At 39.3% G+C, this 18,176-nt stretch carries 18 protein-coding genes; 3 read left to right on the top strand and 15 right to left on the bottom strand.

Features of this window, described 5'->3' with window-relative positions; genetic code table 11:
• Nucleotides 1-24 precede the first annotated feature (24 nt).
• Nucleotides 25-477, top strand: a complete 453-nt coding sequence (locus tag ACEWK1_RS11700) for a DUF2269 family protein (protein ID WP_121663497.1) — start codon at nt 25-27, stop codon at nt 475-477.
• 371 nt (nt 478-848) lie between these two features.
• On the top strand, nt 849-1,442 hold the full coding sequence (gene clpP / locus ACEWK1_RS11695; protein ID WP_098797860.1) for an ATP-dependent Clp endopeptidase proteolytic subunit ClpP: 594 nt from the start codon (nt 849-851) through the stop codon (nt 1,440-1,442).
• Nucleotides 1,443-3,012: 1,570 nt separating this feature from the next.
• On the opposite strand, the gene ACEWK1_RS11690 is transcribed toward clpP, so the two are convergent.
• The 7 genes from ACEWK1_RS11690 to ACEWK1_RS11660 form a co-directional block, all read right to left on the bottom strand.
• Nucleotides 3,013-3,270 (bottom strand): HPr family phosphocarrier protein, encoded by a 258-nt coding sequence (locus ACEWK1_RS11690; protein ID WP_098797861.1) that lies wholly within the window; start codon nt 3,268-3,270, stop codon nt 3,013-3,015.
• Between the two features lie 36 nt (nt 3,271-3,306).
• The gene (gene whiA / locus ACEWK1_RS11685) at nt 3,307-4,257 is read right to left on the bottom strand and encodes a DNA-binding protein WhiA (protein WP_212135922.1); all 951 of its coding nucleotides are present in this window, start codon (nt 4,255-4,257) and stop codon (nt 3,307-3,309) included.
• Between the two features lie 33 nt (nt 4,258-4,290).
• A complete protein-coding gene (locus tag ACEWK1_RS11680; protein WP_121663499.1) occupies nt 4,291-5,250 on the bottom strand; it encodes a gluconeogenesis factor YvcK family protein in 960 nt (319 codons plus the stop codon).
• 2 nt (nt 5,251-5,252) lie between these two features.
• Nucleotides 5,253-6,158, bottom strand: a complete 906-nt coding sequence (rapZ, locus tag ACEWK1_RS11675) for an RNase adapter RapZ (protein ID WP_212135920.1) — start codon at nt 6,156-6,158, stop codon at nt 5,253-5,255.
• 89 nt (nt 6,159-6,247) lie between these two features.
• Nucleotides 6,248-6,715, bottom strand: coding sequence for an 8-oxo-dGTP diphosphatase (locus ACEWK1_RS11670; protein WP_098797864.1), 468 nt, complete (start codon nt 6,713-6,715; stop codon nt 6,248-6,250).
• A 379-nt stretch (nt 6,716-7,094) separates the two neighbouring features.
• Nucleotides 7,095-8,045: a thioredoxin-disulfide reductase gene (gene trxB / locus ACEWK1_RS11665; protein WP_212135918.1), complete on the bottom strand. Its 951-nt coding sequence runs from the start codon at nt 8,043-8,045 to the stop codon at nt 7,095-7,097.
• 236 nt (nt 8,046-8,281) lie between these two features.
• Nucleotides 8,282-9,730: a tetratricopeptide repeat protein gene (locus tag ACEWK1_RS11660; RefSeq protein ID WP_162987467.1), complete on the bottom strand. Its 1,449-nt coding sequence runs from the start codon at nt 9,728-9,730 to the stop codon at nt 8,282-8,284.
• 158 nt (nt 9,731-9,888) lie between these two features.
• Between ACEWK1_RS11660 and ACEWK1_RS11655 the strand changes: the two genes are divergently transcribed.
• On the top strand, nt 9,889-10,899 hold the full coding sequence (locus tag ACEWK1_RS11655; RefSeq protein WP_212135916.1) for a DUF3231 family protein: 1,011 nt from the start codon (nt 9,889-9,891) through the stop codon (nt 10,897-10,899).
• 82 nt (nt 10,900-10,981) lie between these two features.
• Here ACEWK1_RS11655 and hisIE read toward each other — a convergent pair whose 3' ends face one another.
• The 8 genes from hisIE to ACEWK1_RS11615 are packed head-to-tail and all read right to left on the bottom strand — an operon-like array spanning nt 10,982 to nt 17,396.
• Nucleotides 10,982-11,602 (bottom strand): bifunctional phosphoribosyl-AMP cyclohydrolase/phosphoribosyl-ATP diphosphatase HisIE, encoded by a 621-nt coding sequence (gene hisIE / locus ACEWK1_RS11650; protein WP_212135914.1) that lies wholly within the window; start codon nt 11,600-11,602, stop codon nt 10,982-10,984.
• Nucleotides 11,599-12,357, bottom strand: coding sequence for an imidazole glycerol phosphate synthase subunit HisF (hisF, locus tag ACEWK1_RS11645; protein ID WP_121663505.1), 759 nt, complete (start codon nt 12,355-12,357; stop codon nt 11,599-11,601). The genes hisIE and hisF overlap by 4 nt, the downstream gene beginning before the upstream one ends.
• Nucleotides 12,354-13,091: a 1-(5-phosphoribosyl)-5-[(5-phosphoribosylamino)methylideneamino]imidazole-4-carboxamide isomerase gene (hisA, locus tag ACEWK1_RS11640; protein ID WP_212135912.1), complete on the bottom strand. Its 738-nt coding sequence runs from the start codon at nt 13,089-13,091 to the stop codon at nt 12,354-12,356. Before hisA ends, hisF begins: the two co-directional genes overlap by 4 nt.
• Nucleotides 13,088-13,717, bottom strand: coding sequence for an imidazole glycerol phosphate synthase subunit HisH (hisH, locus tag ACEWK1_RS11635; RefSeq protein WP_212135910.1), 630 nt, complete (start codon nt 13,715-13,717; stop codon nt 13,088-13,090). Before hisH ends, hisA begins: the two co-directional genes overlap by 4 nt.
• Nucleotides 13,718-13,719: 2 nt before the next feature.
• Nucleotides 13,720-14,310 (bottom strand): imidazoleglycerol-phosphate dehydratase HisB, encoded by a 591-nt coding sequence (gene hisB / locus ACEWK1_RS11630; RefSeq protein WP_121663508.1) that lies wholly within the window; start codon nt 14,308-14,310, stop codon nt 13,720-13,722.
• Nucleotides 14,311-14,325: 15 nt separating this feature from the next.
• The gene (gene hisD, locus ACEWK1_RS11625) at nt 14,326-15,594 is read right to left on the bottom strand and encodes a histidinol dehydrogenase (protein WP_212135909.1); all 1,269 of its coding nucleotides are present in this window, start codon (nt 15,592-15,594) and stop codon (nt 14,326-14,328) included.
• Between the two features lie 4 nt (nt 15,595-15,598).
• Nucleotides 15,599-16,228, bottom strand: a complete 630-nt coding sequence (gene hisG / locus ACEWK1_RS11620) for an ATP phosphoribosyltransferase (protein ID WP_121663510.1) — start codon at nt 16,226-16,228, stop codon at nt 15,599-15,601.
• A 1-nt stretch (nt 16,229) separates the two neighbouring features.
• Nucleotides 16,230-17,396 (bottom strand): ATP phosphoribosyltransferase regulatory subunit, encoded by a 1,167-nt coding sequence (locus ACEWK1_RS11615; RefSeq protein ID WP_416636305.1) that lies wholly within the window; start codon nt 17,394-17,396, stop codon nt 16,230-16,232.
• Nucleotides 17,397-18,176: the final 780 nt, after the last annotated feature.

Below are 18,176 nucleotides of genomic sequence, written 5' to 3'. Positions count from 1 at the left end.
TAGTAAAAAAGGAGGAGAAAAAGCATGACTTTTTACACAATTTTATTACTTATCCATCTTGTTGCGGCTGTTGTTGGGCTTGGGGCTACATTTGGAATGCCAGTATTAATGAGTAATGTAAAAACTGTATCACAAGCTCAGTTTGCTCATAAGGTTTCTAAAGGCATTGAAAAGTTCGCAAAAGTGGGAAGCATCACATTATTACTTACAGGTATTATTATGGCTATTATCAATCCTTATCTTTTTAAAGAAGTTTGGTACATTGCTTCCCTTGTTATTTACGTAGCTGTTCAACCAATCACAGCAGGAATACTCCCTAAAAAAGAAAAACTGCAATTAAAATCACTTGAAAGCCATGAAGGTGAAGAGTTACCAGAAGAGTATAAAAAGCTGGCAAAACAGGTGATCCCGTTTAATAATGTTCTACATGCATCTGCGGTTATCCTAATTGTTTTAATGACTGTAAAACCATTTTAATGTGTTTTTGTGATCTGGCAGGCTTTTTTGGTCTGCCTTTTTCATGTTCTCTGTTCATTTTCTCTTTTAGGAGATATTTTAAGTAGTGAAAAAAGTATTCTCACAGTTTGAAAATAAGCAAATGTGGGAAACATGATTACATGTTATGGTTATCGCATACATAGTATAGTATAGACACCACTGATGGCACTTAAAAATTCATCGTAAAGCATCGGTCTTTTCGTTTGACCTTTATTGACCATAGTTGTATGATGGAGATACATAAGATTTACCTTTGAAACATGTTTATGTTTACTGTTCTAAAAGATTACATATTAAACTTTTACCTTTTAGAACAACGAATCTTTCTTAAAATAAAGGAGGAATATGAAATGAATTTAATCCCTACAGTTATTGAACAAACAAACCGTGGTGAGCGTGCTTATGACATTTACTCCCGTCTTTTAAAGGACCGTATCATTATGCTTGGAAGCGGCATCGACGATAATGTTGCAAATTCAATTGTATCACAGCTACTGTTTTTAGAAGCTGAAGATCCAGAGAAAGATATCTCAATTTACATCAACAGCCCTGGTGGATCCATCACAGCAGGTATGGCAATCTACGATACAATGCAATTCATTAAACCACAAGTATCAACGATTTGTATTGGTATGGCTGCTTCAATGGGTGCATTCTTACTTGCAGCTGGTGAAAAAGGTAAACGTTATGCTCTTCCAAACAGTGAAGTGATGATTCACCAACCACTTGGTGGCGCACAAGGTCAAGCAACGGAAATCGAAATTGCAGCAAAACGTATCTTATTCTTACGTGACAAATTAAACAGAATTCTTTCTGATCGTACAGGTCAAGATCTAGAAGTTATCGAACGCGATACAGAGCGTGACAACTTCATGACTGCTGATCGTGCGTTAGAATATGGTTTAATTGACAAGGTGTTAGATCGTAATACGTTAAGTAAATAAGACTAGATGAAGTAGGTCCCAATCCGATTTGATAGTGATTGGGGCTTTTTTGTTTTAGATTGAGGGCATATAAGCACTGAGTCACGGAGGTAGGAGATGGAGCTTATGTCTTATGTGATTAGTTGCTCTTTTTTGTAATTGAGTCACATCTTCTCTTTCCTGGTTTAGTCTTGTCCTGATTCTCGTACTATCGAGACATAAGTGCTCTTTCCTACCCTTGGTTTGTCCCGATTGTCACACTATTGAGACACAAGTGCTCTTTCCTCACCTTTGTTTGTCCCGATTCTCGGACTATCGAGACACATCTTTTCTTCCCTGTCCGATTTGTGTCCCGATTCTCGCACTATCGAGACACATCTTCTCTTTCCTGCCCGATTTGTGTCCCGATTCCCGCACTATCGAGACATATCTTCTCTTCCCTTTCCTATTTGTGTCCCGATTCTCGCACTATCGAGACACATCTTCTCTTCCCTGCCCGATTTGTGTCCCGATTCCCGCACTATCGAGACACATCTTCTCTTCCCTTTCCTATTTGTGTCCCGATTCTCGCACTATCAAGACATATCTTCTCTTCCCTATCCTATTTGTGTCCCGATTCCCGCACTATCGAGACACATCTTCTTTTCTCTGCCCGATTTGTGTCCCGATTCCCGCACTATCGAGACATATCTTCTTTTCCCTCCCCTATGTTTGTCCCGATTCCCGCACTATCGAGACACATCTTCTCTTCCCTATCCCATTTGTGTCCCGATTCCCTCACTATCGAGACACAATTCCTATTTCCTCCCCTATTTGTGTCCCAATTCCCGCACTATCGAGACACAAGTGCTCTTTCCTCACCTTTGTTTGTCCAGATTCCCGTACTATCGAGACCCAATTCCTATTTCCTCCCCTACTTGTGTCCCAATTCTCGCACTATCGAGACACCCCTTCTCTTCCCTCCACGATGTGTGTCCCGATTCTCGCACTATCGAGACACATCTTCTCTTCCCTATCCTATGTTTGTCCCGATTCCCTCACTATCCAGACTCATCCTCTCTTCTCTCCCCCATGTTTGTCCCGATTCTCGCACTATCGAGACTCATCCTCTCTTCTCTCTCCCATTTGTGTCCCGATTCTCGCACTATCGAGACACAAGTGCTCTTTCCTCACCTTTGTTTGTCCAGATTCCCGTACTATCGAGACCCAATTCCTATTTCCTCCCCTACTTGTGTCCCAATTCTCGCACTATCGAGACACACCTTCTCTTCCCTCCCCTATTTGTGTCCCGATTCCCTCACTATCGAGACACATCTTCTCTTTCCTCCCCTATGTTTGTCCCGATTCCCTCACTATCGAGACACATCTTCTTTTCCCTGCCCGATTTGTGTCCCGATTCCCGCACTATCAAGACACATCCTCTCTTCCCTCTCCCATGTGTGTCCCGATTCCCTCACTATCGAGAAACATCCTCCCTTTCCTCCCCTATGGTTGTCCCAATTCTCACACTATCGGACAGAACTCCCACCATTTCCCCCAAAAACATAAAAAAAGCAGACATTATAATCAATGCCTGCTTCTTCTTATGGAATTATCCTTCTTGCTGCACAAACTTTGCTAAAGCTTCAACAGCCTCTTGCTCGTCGTTCCCCTCTGCAATTAAATTAATAACTGCTCCAGTGCTAACTGCTAAGCTCATGAGTCCCATAATACTTTTTGCGTTTACTTTTTTGCCGTCTTTTTCTAAAAACACATCAGATGCAAAACGATTTGCTTCTTGAACAAATAATGCAGCTGGACGTGCTTGTAAACCTGTTTTAAGATTTACTTCTACTTGCTTTTCAACCATAGTAATCTCCTCTTCTCTTCTTTAGTTTTTTTATATTTATTTTAATGATAACGGTTGACCAGTTCTTAATTGTTCAGCTATTTGATCTAGCTTACGTAGTCGATGATTGATACCCGATTTGCTGATGGTACCACTTGATACCATTTCACCTAGCTCTTTTAACGTGACATCTTGATATTCGACTCTCAGCTTGGCGATTTCTCTTAGTTTATCCGGTAAAGCATCTAAGCCTATTTTATCATCAATAAAGCGAATATTCTCTACCTGTCTTAGTGCGGCACCAATTGTTTTGTTAAGATTGGCTGTTTCACAGTTCACCAAACGATTCACTGAATTTCTCATGTCACGAACAATGCGAACATCCTCAAATCGAAGTAGCGCTTGATGGGCACCAATGACATTTAAAAACTCTGTGATTTTTTCTGCTTCTTTTAAATACGTGATAAAGCCTTTTTTACGCTCTAACGTTTTGCTATTCAAATCAAATGTATTCATTAACTCACAAAGAGAATCGTTATGCTCTTTATATAGTGAGAAAATTTCAAGGTGATAGGATGAGGTTTCCGGGTTATTAACGGAGCCTCCAGCAAGAAATGCGCCTCTTATATAAGAGCGTTTGCAACATTTCTTTTTCACAAGATTTTCAGAAATACTATGATAGAAGGTAAACCCTTCATCTAAAATATTCAGATCCTCTAGTATCGACTTGGCTTCTTCAACAAGTCTTACGATATAAACATTGTTTTTTTTCAAACGCATTTTCTTTCGAACAAGCAGCTCTACTGATACTTGATATTGCTTTTTTAACAAAGTATAAATTCTTCTGGCAATCGCTGCATTCTCTGTTTGAATATCTAAAACCAGCATTTTGTTTGAAAATGACAGTGATCCATTCATACGAATTAAAGCTGATAACTCAGCTCGTAAGCAGCACGGTTTTAGTTCTAAATTCGTTAATTCTTTTTTCGTTTCAGATGCAAATGACAACTCTGCACCCCCATTCTTTACCTGGAACCCGTGTTAGTCTTCTTGAAGAATTCCATATAATAGCTTTGCAACTTTATTTGTGTCATGTCGAATGACACTATTCTCATAACAAACAATATTGTCTGTTATCACTTCAAGACCTAGTAATTTTAACCTTTCAATATCATAATGAACAGGCTTCGCAAGCTCCTCCTCATATAATGACTTTATGTTCTCAGGTATTTCTTCTTCATTTACGAGAATGGTATCAATAAATGATTCATTCATATGCTCATACAATGCTTTCACATGGTCACTTGCAGAGTAATTTAATGTTTCCCCCGCCTGTGTCATCACATTGCAGATATATACCTTTTTCGCTTTTGCTTTGCAAACTTCTTCTCCTATTTTCGGTACAAGAAGATTCGGTAGGATACTTGTGTACAAGCTGCCTGGACCAATGACAATTAAATCAGCTTCTCTGATCACATCAATTGTTTCAGGAAGAGGCTCAATTTCGGTGGGACTCAAAAACACCTTTTTAATTCTTTTACCTGAGAAAGGAATTTTTGACTCTCCTGATACAATTGTGCCATCTTCCATTTCTGCGTTTAACACAACACTAGAATTAGCAGCTGGTAAAACTTTTCCACGTACATTTAAGACAGTACTCATTTCTTTGATTGCATGAACAAAATCACCAGTAATATTCGTCATAGCAGCTAAAATGAGATTCCCTAAGGAATGGCCAATGAGATTATTCCCTTTATTGAAGCGATGTTGAAATAGTTCTTCAACAAGTGGTTCAACATCAGATAAAGCAGCTAATACATTTCGTATATCTCCAGGAGGTGGAATGTTCAACTCATTTCGGAGCCTGCCCGAGCTCCCGCCATCATCAGCAACAGTCACAATGGCCGTAATATCAACAGGAAAGTGCTTTAACCCTCTTAATAAAACGGATAACCCTGTACCGCCCCCGATAATCACAACTTTAGGCAAATGTTCTGTCATGCTTAGTGATTCTTTCTCTTCTCAATATCTCGGTGTGAGACTTGAGTATGATAGTCTTGGTGGAAATGTTTTGCAAGATATTCAGCGAGTGTTACTGAGCGATGTTGACCTCCTGTGCAACCAATCGCAATAACAATTTGACTTTTTCCTTCACGTTTATAATAAGGCAGCATGAACGTAAGCAAATCTATAAGCTTTTCAAGAAACTTTTGTGTTTCATTCCACTTTAACACGTATGAAGAAACCTCTTCCTGCAAGCCTGTTTTTGGCCTCATATGTTCTATATAATGAGGATTTGGTAGGAAACGAACATCAAAGACAAGATCAGCATCAATTGGGATTCCATATTTAAAACCAAATGATGTTACATTCACGGTAAACGTGTGCTGAACACTTGATGAAAATTGTTTAAGGATCTTTTCACGTAGCTCTCTTGGCTTTAAATCTGATGTATCATAAATTAATTGAGCTCTACCCTTCATCTCTTCTAACAGTTCTCGCTCTAAGCCAATCCCTTCTAATGGAAGACCTTTAGAAGCTAACGGATGGGAGCGTCTTGTTTCCTTATATCTTGTGACAAGAGTAGAGTCTTTCGCATCAAGGAATAAAATATGGGGAGTTACCCATGAGTTTTCCGGTAGATCATCAAGTGCTTTAAACAAGCTATCGAAAAACTCTCTTCCACGAAGATCCATAACTAATGCAACTTTATTCATTTTAGAGCCAGATTCTTTCATTAACTCCAAAAACTTCGGTAAAAGGGTTGGCGGCAAGTTGTCCACACAGAAGTAACCTAGGTCTTCAAAACTTTGAATGGCTACTGTTTTTCCTGCGCCAGACATACCAGTAATAATAACCATCTGCACATCTTGCTGTGAAAATTGCTGCTCATTCTGCTCGACACTCATTAATCTCTCCTCCTCTCGTTTTCCTGCTACATGTAACGTATCATAAATGTATTCATTTCTTATAAAAGCTTGTAAGTAAATATGACGGTTTATTGTGGATCCAAGCGATAAGATAATAGTTCAAAATCTGGAGTATATGTAAAGGTCCCGTAAAGCATTCCAGTACCTTTCATCACATAATCCAGGATGTGGTGGTCTCCTGGTGCCATCGGTAACTCCTGAACCGCTTCTTTATCATGCCATTTAATTGTTCCTTCTTCTGATTCTCCTACATTCGTTCCTTGATAATCAGTTGCTAAGAAGGTAAACATCATCCATTCTGAAACAATATCTTTTCCATCTTGTATGATGAACGTAAAAATACCTTTTAATTGAGGGTTTTTTATATAGATTCCTGTTTCTTCCCTGTATTCACGTGTGACAGTATCCTTCACAGATTCCCCCAGTTCCATTTTCCCACCGGGAGCTACCCACCAACCTCTTCTAGGCTTTTGCAGGAGAAGAACCTTGTTTCCTTCCATTAAGACGCAGTTGGTTACTCTTTGCAAATTCTTCACCTCTATTATTCACATGACATTGGAATTTTCCTCATTTTATCTCGATCTTTACTTTTGTTTATTATACTATGTTCAAATTATGTATACAACGAACACGATTAGCTTTTCATTTGGTAAAAAAAGAGGAATTTACTATATGTATATACGGATAAGATGGAAATCTGTTTCATTTTTTTAAAAAAGAAATAAAAACAGGTTGAAGAACAAAAAAAGGGAGCACGGGAAAGGGCGCCCATGCTCGAAATTAAGTCTATTTATAAAAGGGGGTCAATTACTATTTATATAGTACCTCATAATTGTTTCACTCATGTTACAGGAGAGTTAAAACACAATTACGAAATTGTTAACCGCCATTCGACATTCTTTTACGTTGAAATAATTATTTACTTACTTTAAGCTTTTCAACAAGCTCTTCTACATAGTGTTGAGCACTTTGTGCCGCAATACTACCGTCACCTGTAGCTGTCACAATTTGACGGAGCATTTTTTCACGGATATCTCCAGCTGCAAAAATCCCCTCAACTCTTGTTTCCATACGGTCATTTGTTTCAATATAGCCCATTTCGTTCGTAATCCCAAGGCTTTCAAATGGCTTTGATAGTGGAACCATTCCGATATAAATGAACACACCATCTGTTTTGAATTCTTGTTCTTCTCCATTTTGCGTGTTCACTAAGGTCACTTTGCCAACCTTGCCGTCTACATCATGAATTTCTTTTACTGTATGATTCCAGATAAAGTCGATCTTTTCATTATCAAATGCACGCTGCTGAAGAATTTTTTGCGCTCTTAATTCATCACGACGGTGAACAATTGTAACCTTTGAAGCGAATCGAGTTAAATAAACACCCTCTTCAACTGCTGAATCTCCTCCGCCAACAACGACTAATTCTTTTCCTTTAAAGAAAGCACCATCACAAACTGCGCAATAAGATACGCCACGTCCACCTAGTTCTTTCTCTCCAGGAACACCGATTTTTTTGTATTCTGCACCTGTTGCAATAATGATTGCTCTTGTTTTATATACTTTTTTCCCAGCTTTTACTGTTTTGTATTCTTCACCATCAATAATTTCCTGAATATCTCCGTACGCATATTCTGCACCGAATTTCTTCGCATGATCAAACATTTTCGTTGATAATTCTGGTCCTAATATATGATCAAAGCCCGGATAGTTTTCAACTTCCTCTGTGTTTGCCATTTGGCCGCCCGGTACTCCACGCTCAATCATTAACGTTGATAAATTTGCACGAGACGTATAAACAGCAGCTGTCATTCCAGCGGGACCTGCTCCTGCAATAATGACGTCATAAATTTTTTCTTCTGACACGTTGTTCACTCCTTAAAATGACCTTTACTTTGATTATCTGCCAATACGAGAAGACACATACACCCTTTTCCTACCGTCTTCATCATTTTGCCTTATAGACATCGTATAAAATATAGTGAAATCATGCCATATTTTTGCTCATTTGTGGAGCACCAAGATGAATGTATTGATTTTCATGAACATGATTCCTTACATCTCCAACAAAAAACCCGCCTTCTCTCAGGCAGGTTTTATCATTAAGCTAAAATACTCTTCACAAGCTTTACATACTTCCCTACAGACGATACCGATGTGCCGTACTCAGAAGCAATAACAGTTTGTGTAATTGACTGGTTTGCTTGGCTTCTCCATACATAGTCCAGAGCAGCAGCCCAGCCTTGGTAGTTTTTTAGCGAGTAATTTTGTTTATAAGCTTTCATTAAAATACGGAATGAGAACAAAAATAATTCATCATGCTCGGAATGCACGAATAAAGACTCTGCTATTTGATAGAGAGACGAGACCTGATCATATGAATCAAAGTGTTTAGATAAAGCTAGTTTGATAAACTCTTTTTCCAGCTGTGATTGCGGGACAGCTGATGATTGATATTCATATAGTTGATCGAGATTTTTTGTTTGTATGGCCAAGAAAATCGCGTATAGGCGCTCTTCTAGTGTCATATTACTCACTCGCTGATTTGAATCTGCGTTCAAATTCCACGGCTCAGAGCCTGCTTTATCTTTATTTTCCTTTAATACTCGCTCCCACATTTGCTCAGAGAATGATACATTTCCTGTAAAATAAGCTGCATATGACAGCCAATAGTAGAATACTTCATCACCTTCGTAGCCTTGTTTGTGTAATGAACGAAGCCATTTGTATGCTAAAGGATAATAACCAACTAAAGCGAATGTTGCCCCTAATTTATAGCGATGTTCGAATAAAAGCGGGTGTACAGTCGATAGAGTATTTGCAAGCTCCTCAACCTTGTCATCCTGGCGTTCATAATAATAGAATACTAAAAGATTACAATAAGCATGTAAATTGCCTGGATTCCGTTCAAGGACAGTTTGCAGGTACTCTTTAGCTTTTTCCACTTCTCCTACATAAAAATAGGCTAAAGATAAGTTGTTGTGTGCTGACCAAAATTCAGGGTATTCAGCAACAATTTCCTCTAGAAGTAAAATCGCTTCTTCAAACTGACTTGTTTCAAGTAGTGATTTTGCCGCATCCTGTTTTAAAATTAAATCATCAGGATCTTTTAAAAATGGCTCTTCATCATCATCTTCCATCGTTAAAAGATCAATAAGATCTTCATTTTCTTCAGTAAACTCACCATATGGCTCTTTATTTGCATATTCAGTCGCACACTTGTAGGCTTCCTGAAACAATCCAAGATGTGCGTAATTATTTGCCATTAAATAATGACATTCCGTCATATCCTGATCAAGCTCTTCAAGTATGTGTGAAAGCAATTCATTTGATTGGCTGTATTTTCCCATATCTGTATAGATGGCCGCTAGCTGAGACAGCTTCATTGAGTCATTCGGATCTAACTCAATGCTCTTCTGTAAATATTTACTTGCCTTTTGATAGTTATATTCACGGTAAGCCTTGAGGCCCTTATTATAGTAATATTGTCCATCTTGGAGAAACGGGACAACCTGTGCTCTTTTTTGTTGTTTGCTCAATTGTCTTCCCACTGAGATCCTCCATTTCATTAAATTCCCGTACGTAAGTATACCATAAGTTTATAGTTCTAAATAGATATTTATTAAGCCCTTTCTCACATTTAATGAATTACAAATATTTACACTTCAATTGTTTATACTAGTACTAACAAACAAGGAGGATCGGGACTATGGATAAAATGGAACATCATATCGACTTAACATCAGCAGAGCTTGCTGCGCTGTGGACATCCTATATGACCGAGAGTGCATCGAATCCAGTATTGAAGTATTTTAGCAAAATTGTAGTAGATGAAGAAATAAAACAAGTAATTAACTTTAGTTTACAAAAGTCTACTGAACATCTTTTAACATTAAAAGAGATTTTTAATAAAGAGAACTACCCAATTCCCATTGGCTTTTCTGATGAAGATATTAATTTTGATGCGCCGAGATTATATTCTGATACGTACATGCTTTACTTTATTCGCAACTTGGGTAAGGCTGGAATTGCTGCAGATGGAATGGCATTTTCTATGAGTGCTAGAAAAGATATTAGGGACTTATATTTTCATTATTTGGTTGAAGCAGCACAGGTAGAAGATGTTGCAAAAGAAGTTATGCTCTCAAAAGGACTTTATATTCGCCCGCCGTACATCGCAGTTCCAGATCATCCTGATGTGGTTAAAAAGCAAAGTTTCCTACGAGGTTGGTTTGGTGAACGAAGAACATTAACAGCAGATGAAATTGCCCACATCTACATGAATCACACAAACAACGCAAACGGAAAAGCCTTGTTAATTGGGTTTGCCCAGACAGCTGGTTCTGAAGAGCTTAGAAACCACTTTGTAAGAGGAATTGACTTAGCAAAGTCAATTATGGAATCTTTACGTCAAATTTTAGAAGAAAGCACACTTCCTTCCCCAATGACATGGGATACAGAAGTAACAGATTCAACGGTTGCCCCTTTTTCAGATAAATTAATGCTATTTCACGTTATGTCATTAAACGGGATAGGTTTGGGGAATATTGGGGGCTCGCTAGCTTTATCGTTTAGACGTGATGTAGCTGCAAAATACTTAAAAATGATGAAAGACATAGGATTATATGCAGAAGACGGTGTAAATATCATGATTAAAAATGAATGGTTTGAGAGGCCACCCCAGGCTATTGATCGAGAAAACTTATCTAAAAAAGACTAACCAATAAGCAGGAAAAAGCAGGGCACACAGCACATCCCCATATATAAAGGCAATCGATGTTAAACCGATTGCCTCACTGACTTTATTTTGACGCATGTCTCTCCTCTAATACCTTTAACACGTCATCTAAAGGTAGCTTCTGCTCTCGTAATAAAACCATTAAGTGAAATAGCAAATCAGCCACTTCCCATTTCAACTCATCATGGTCACGGTTTTTAGAAGCAATAATTACTTCCCCTGCTTCTTCTCCGACCTTCTTCAAAATTTTATCTACACCTTCAGTGAATAAGTATGTTGTATAAGATCCTTCCGGCAGCTCACTTTCACGTTCAGCAATTAATTTCTCTAATGTATTTAAAATCTGGAAACGGTCTTGAGCAGGAGAAACTTCTTGTTTCTCAATTGTTTCACTAAAGCATGTATATGCACCTGTATGACATGCTGGACCTTGAGACTGAACAAGGACAAGAATGGCATCTTGATCACAATCATATCTCATTTCAACCACTTTTTGCGTATTCCCAGACGTTGCACCTTTATGCCAAAGCTCTTGTCTAGAACGGCTGTAAAACCAAGTTTCCTTCGTATCCAACGTTTTTTGTAAGGATTCTTCGTTCATATAAGCTAGTGTTAACACTTCTTTACTTGCCGCATCTTGTACGATTGCCGGAACCAAGCCATTTTGGTCAAATTTAACGTTCATCGTACATTCACCCCCTGTTGATCTAAGTATGCTTTTACTTCTTTAACCGACGTTTCTTTGTAATGAAAAATCGAAGCAGCTAGAGCAGCATCTGCTTTTCCTTCTTGAAAAGCATGTAAAAAGTGCTCGGCATTTCCAGCTCCACCTGATGCAATAACTGGAACAGTGACCGCTTCACTAACCGCTTTATTTAAGGCGATATTAAAGCCGCTTTTTTCTCCATCACTATCCATGCTTGTGAGAAGAATTTCCCCAGCACCACGTTTCACAGCTTCTTTTGCCCATTCTACCACTTCCCAATGTGTCGCATTACGACCACCATGAGTAAACACTCTCCAGCTGCCTAATTCTTCATCAAATTTCGCATCAATTGCGACAACGATACACTGAGAACCAAAGAAACCTGCTCCCTCTGTAATAAGCTCAGGATTTACTAAAGCTGCTGTGTTTAAAGAAACCTTATCTGCCCCTGCACGTAGAATTCGCTTCATATCTTCTAGTGAGTTAATTCCTCCACCAACTGTAAAAGGAATCGCTAGCTGAGCGGCAACCTGTTCAACAACATCGACCATCGTTTTACGACCTTCATGTGAAGCAGAAATGTCTAAGAAGACTAACTCATCTGCCCCTTCTTGGTCGTAAAACTTCGCAAGCTCAACCGGATCTCCTGCGTCTCTTAATCCTAAAAACTGGATTCCTTTTACAACTCGTCCTTCTTTTACATCTAAGCATGGTATGATTCGTTTAGTAATCATGATTGTGTTCCTACCTTTAAAGCATCAGTAAGAGAAAATTGATTTGTGTATAGCGCCTTTCCTACAATCGCACCCGCAACACCTTCTTGCTGATATTCAGCGAGAGTCTCTAAATCTTTTAATGAGCTTACCCCACCAGAAGCAATCACTTCTTTTCCAGTTGCTTTCGCCATCTCAACGACCGCTTCCACATTAGGTCCAGAAAGCATTCCGTCTGTTGCGATATCCGTAAAAATAAATATTTCAGCACCTGCAGCAGCAAGCTCTTTTCCAAGATCTGTTGCTTTTACAGTTGATGTATTCAACCAGCCCTCTGTTGACACATAACCATCTTTCGCATCTATACCAATTGCGATTTTTTCTCCATATGCAGCGAGCATTTTTTTCACGAAATCAGGATTAGAAATGGCCGCACTACCTAAAATCACTCGGTCAACTCCGTTTGAAAGGTAGAACTCTACATCTTCCTCCGTACGAATGCCCCCGCCAATTTGTATGTTAGCTGATAGTTTCGTAGCTGCATCAATGACATGCTGATGATTTACAAGCTTACCTGCTTTCGCTCCATCTAAATCTACCATATGAATCCAGCTTGCTCCTTGGTCATCAAACGTCTTCGCCATATCAAAAGGAGAGTCACCATAGACCGTTTCCTTGTTATAATCGCCTTGAAGCAATCGCACGCATTTGCCACCGCGCATATCAATTGCCGGATAAATAATAAATTGGCTCATCGTTTTTCTCCCTCCACAATGTTGATGTAATTTTCTAGTATGGCCAAGCCAAGCTCACTGCTTTTTTCCGGATGGAATTGCGTTCCATACACATTACCACGTCCTACTACTGCCGGTACTTCTACACCATAGCTTGCTGTTGCTAACAATGTGTCTTCTTCAGCTGAATCAACATAATAAGAATGAACAAAATAAGCATAACCACTATAAAGACCTGCAAGTAACGGACTTTCATTTTTCATATTTAAGTTGTTCCAGCCCATATGTGGCACTTTAAGCTGTTCACTTCCTGCTGCCTCAGGAATTCTAATTACTTTACCAGGTAGGAAAGCAAGTCCCTTCGCCTCCCCATTCTCAATACTTTCCTCAAAAAGCAACTGCATCCCTAAGCAAATACCTAACAAAGGTTTACCTTCTTCTACAACTTTTTGAATAAAGCTTGTTAAGCCTGTTTCATTTAAAATGGACATTGCATCCTTAAAAGAACCTACTCCAGGTAAAATGTAGCCGTCAGCTTTAGCTAATTCCTTTTCATCACTTGAAAGAATATAGTCAGCATTCATACGCTCCAACGCTTTACTTACGCTGTATAAATTACCCATTCCATAATCAATAATCGCGATCATGCCTATAACATCCCTTTCGTTGAAGGAAGTACCCCTTCCATACGCGGGTCAATACTAGTTGCCTCATCTAATGCTCTCGCTAATGCTTTAAAAATCGCTTCAATAATATGGTGTGTGTTATGACCGTAGTGAACAATCACATGAAGATTCATACGTGCTTCAAGAGCCAGCTTCCATAAAAATTCATGAACATTCTCGGTATCGAATGTACCGACTTTAGTGCTTGGCAGCTCAGCGCGAAACTCAAGATGCGGACGGTTACTCAAGTCAACTACAACCTGTGCTAACGCCTCATCCATTGGAACAAATGCATTTCCGTAACGTTTAATTCCACGTTTATCGCCTAACGCCTCACGCAATGCGTTACCAAGGCAAATGCCGATATCCTCTGTCGTGTGGTGATCGTCAATTTCAACGTCTCCATTTGCATTTACCGTTAAATCAAATTGCCCGTGCTTTGTAAAAAGGTCAAGCATATGATCCATGAATGGCACATCTGTTTTAAGAGATGATTGACCCGTTCCATCTATATTAAAAGACAGTGAAATTTGCGTTTCTTTTGTTTGACGTTCAATCGAAGCTGTTCTTGACATATTCATTTTTCCTCCTTATTTAAGTCGTTCTTCCATTGCCCGGGCATGTGCTTCTAAGCCCTCTAAGCGTGCCAGCTTTGCAACTTTTGAATAGTTCGTTAAAAATGCTTTTTCACTATAAGAAATGATGCTTGATTTTTTCACAAAATCATCAACATTTAATGGACTTGAAAAACGTGCTGTTCCATTCGTTGGCAACACATGGTTAGGACCTGCGAAATAATCACCAACTGGCTCAGAGCTATAACGTCCAAGGAAAATGGCTCCAGCATGACGAATATCATTTAAGCTTGCCAATGGATTTTCCGTTAACACTTCAAGATGCTCAGGAGCTAGCTCATTGACAACCGCAATGGCTGTTTCCAGATCATCCGCAACATAAATGTGACCGTACGCTTCAACTGATGCCTTTGCAATTTCTTTTCTAGGAAGAGTTTCTACTTGCTTTTCCACTTCCGCTTTTACTTCTTCAGCCTGCCTCATTGATGTTGTGACAAGAATACTAGATGAATTTTTATCATGCTCAGCCTGTGAAAGGAGGTCGGCTGCAATTTCATTTGGTTTAGCTGTTTCATCCGCTAGTACCACAATTTCACTCGGACCTGCGATCATGTCGATATCAACAATGCCGAACACTTCACGCTTCGCAAGCGCAACAAAAATGTTACCAGGACCCATAATCTTATCAACTGCCGCAATCGTTTCCGTTCCATACGCTAACGAAGCAATGGCCTGTGCGCCACCAACTTTGTATATTTCAGCGATACCAAGCTCCTTTGCGGCAACTAAGACGCCTGCTGGAAGTGTTCCTAGCTCATTTGGAGGAGAAGTGATCACAATTCTTTTCACCCCAGCAACCTGCGCTGGAATGACATTCATTAACACAGAAGATGGATAGGCTGCTGTCCCACCTGGCACATAAACCCCAACTGCATCTAGAGCTGTAATTTTCTGTCCAAGCATCGTGCCGTTATCATCATAGCTGATCCAGGATTCTCTTTTTTGCTTTTCATGAAATGCACGAATATTAGCTGCAGCTTCACGGATAATTTCAACTAGCTCTTTATCAAGAGCTTCGTATGCACCTGTAAATTCCTCTTCGGTTACTTTAAGATTTGGCAATTTTACACGATCAAATTTTTCTGTGTAAGAAAAAAGAGCTGAATCTCCTTCTTCACGAACTGTCGCGATAATTGACTGAACAATTTTACGTTGTTCCTCTGTCCCTGTATCAATCGTTCTTCTCAGTGATACTTTTTTGTCTGTAATTTGAGTAATCTTCATCCTCTTATCCTCCAATTACTTTCGATAGACGTTCCACTAGCTCATCAATCGGTTCATCCTTCATACGATAGCTCACCGGATTTACGATAAGACGTGATGTAATATGACAAATATGCTCAAGCTCAACCAAACCATTTTCTTTTAGCGTTCGTCCTGTTGAGACAATATCAACAATTCGGTCAGCTAAGCCAATTAAAGGAGCAAGCTCAATTGAACCATTCAGTTTTATAATTTCAACCTGTTCACCTTGCTCACGGAAATAGCTTGAAGCGACTTTTGGATATTTTGTTGCTACTTTTGGGGCAACATCTGATAGTTTCGCATTAGGGAGACCAGCAACAGCTAAGTAGCATTCACTAATCTTCAGATCCAACACCTCATACACATCGCGATCTTCCTCAAGCATAACGTCCTTTCCAGCAATTCCAACGTCAGCCACACCATGTTCAACATACGTGACAACATCCATTGGCTTAGCCAGGATAAAGCGAATATTCTCATTTGGAACATCTAATATTAATTTTCTAGATTCATCAAACTCAGGAGGAAGCTGATAATTCGCTTTACGAAGCATATCGGCTGCCTCTTCAAAAATTCTTCCCTTTGGCATCGCAATCGTTAATAATTGGCTCATCCTACAGCTCCTCCTTTCTTGATCCGATAAAATAGCTTACTTCCTCAAATTTCTTCGTATAGGCATCAACATCTTTAATACCTGTGATATCCTGCATCACTACTCGTTTGCCGTCTTCACGTAGTTCTGTCGCAAACGAAATCGCTTCAGCACGTCGTTCTTGGCTATAAATTACGCATCGAAGCTTAGCCTCTTCTGTTTCATTAAGTGCTTCAATCAGTCGATCAAGGTGAAGACCGAAGCCTGTTGCTGGCGCAGCACGATTGAATTTCTCAAATAAGTGGTCATAACGCCCACCATTTCCGATGATGAAACCAACATTGTCCGCATACACCTCAAATAAAACACCCGTATAATAGCTCATATGACTCACAATATTTAAATCTAGCTTTAAGTAGTCTGTTACCTGATATGCTTCAAGCGCATTCCATAATTGAGAAACTTCTTCTAATGAACTTCGTGCTTCTTGAGAGGTAACAAGCTCCTTCGCCTCTTCTACCTTCTCGATCCCACCACGTAATTTTAGTAAAGTAAATAAACGTTCTTTATCAATTGATGATAATGGCAACCCCTTAACATGCTCACGATAGCCAACATAATTTTTCTCATAAAGAAAACGTCTTAACACGTCTGCACGTTCTTGATTGCCAAGCACCTCTTTGAATAAGGCATTGGCATACCCAATATGACCAATTGCAATTTTAAAGTTCTTAAGTCCTGCCTTCTTTAAAACAGAGATCATTAAAGCAATCGCTTCAGCATCTGCGCTCGTAGTACCGTCACCAATTAATTCAACACCCACTTGTTCAAACTCAGCCGGGCGACCACCTTCGTTCTGCTGTGCACGGAAAACATTGGCAGAGTAAGCAAGGCGTTGCGGATAAAGATTATTAAATAATTTTGATGCAGCCACACGTGCAATTGGTGCTGTCACATCCGGACGCAGCACTAAAGTATGACCTTGTTGATCTAACAATTTAAAAAGCTGCTGATCTAAAATCGCAGACTGAACTCCGACTGTTTCGTAATATTCAAGAGTTGGTGTTTCAATAAATTCAAAACCCCAAGCTTCTATTTCATTCGTCATCGCACGACGAGTCTTCTTCTTCACTTCATATAAATTTGGTAATGTATCAACCATTCCAAGCGGTTTTTCAAACATAAACATAAGAGTCTGTACCCCCGTCATTGATTACTATCATTAATTTTCAGAATCCTTTACTTCGCTAATATGCTAATATACTACCAAAGTGAAGGAACTTTTTCAAGGAAATCATTCTTATTTTGGATATAAAAGGCTTTTAATTTCACGCGCTATTCTGACTTTTTTAGTTAAACAAACGTTTAATTAAATGTTAATAGAGTGGTTAATTGCCTCGCGGTGGTGCTATTTATTAGGCTTTTCTCTTTATGAAGATTATTTTCGTGATTGCTGGTCCTGGTTTGGTTTTTATCGTGCTTATGAAGACCATTTTTTGTGGTTTCGGCTTCTGGTTTTGGCTTCATCATGCTTATGATGACCTTTTCTCGTGCTTGTGGCTTTTGGTTTGGTCTTCAGCACGCTTATGATGAACATTTCTCGTGCTTGCGGCTCTTGGTTTGGGCTTCATTTTGCTTATGATGAACATTTCTCGTGCTTGTGGCTTCGGGTTTGGTCTTCATCTCGCTTATGATGAACATTTCTTGTGCTTGCGGCTTCGGGTTTGGGCTTCATTTCGATTATGATGACTATTTCTTGTGGTTACGGCTTCTGGTTTGGTCTTCTTTTCGATTATGATGAACATTTCTTGTGCTTGCGGCTTCTGGTTTGGTCTTCATTTCGATTATGATGACTATTTCTCGTGCTTGCGGCTTCTGGTTTGGTCTTCAGCACCCTTATGAACGACACTACCATTACTTCCAACCTCTGTTTTGTCGTTCATCACCCTTATGAACGACACTACCATTC

The sequence above is a fragment of the Metabacillus sp. YM-086 genome (assembly GCF_048059995.1).
GTDB classification, from domain to species: domain Bacteria; phylum Bacillota; class Bacilli; order Bacillales; family Bacillaceae; genus Metabacillus; species Metabacillus litoralis_B.
Note: the sequence above shows the minus strand (reverse complement) of the source record. Positions and strands in the feature narration are given on the sequence as shown.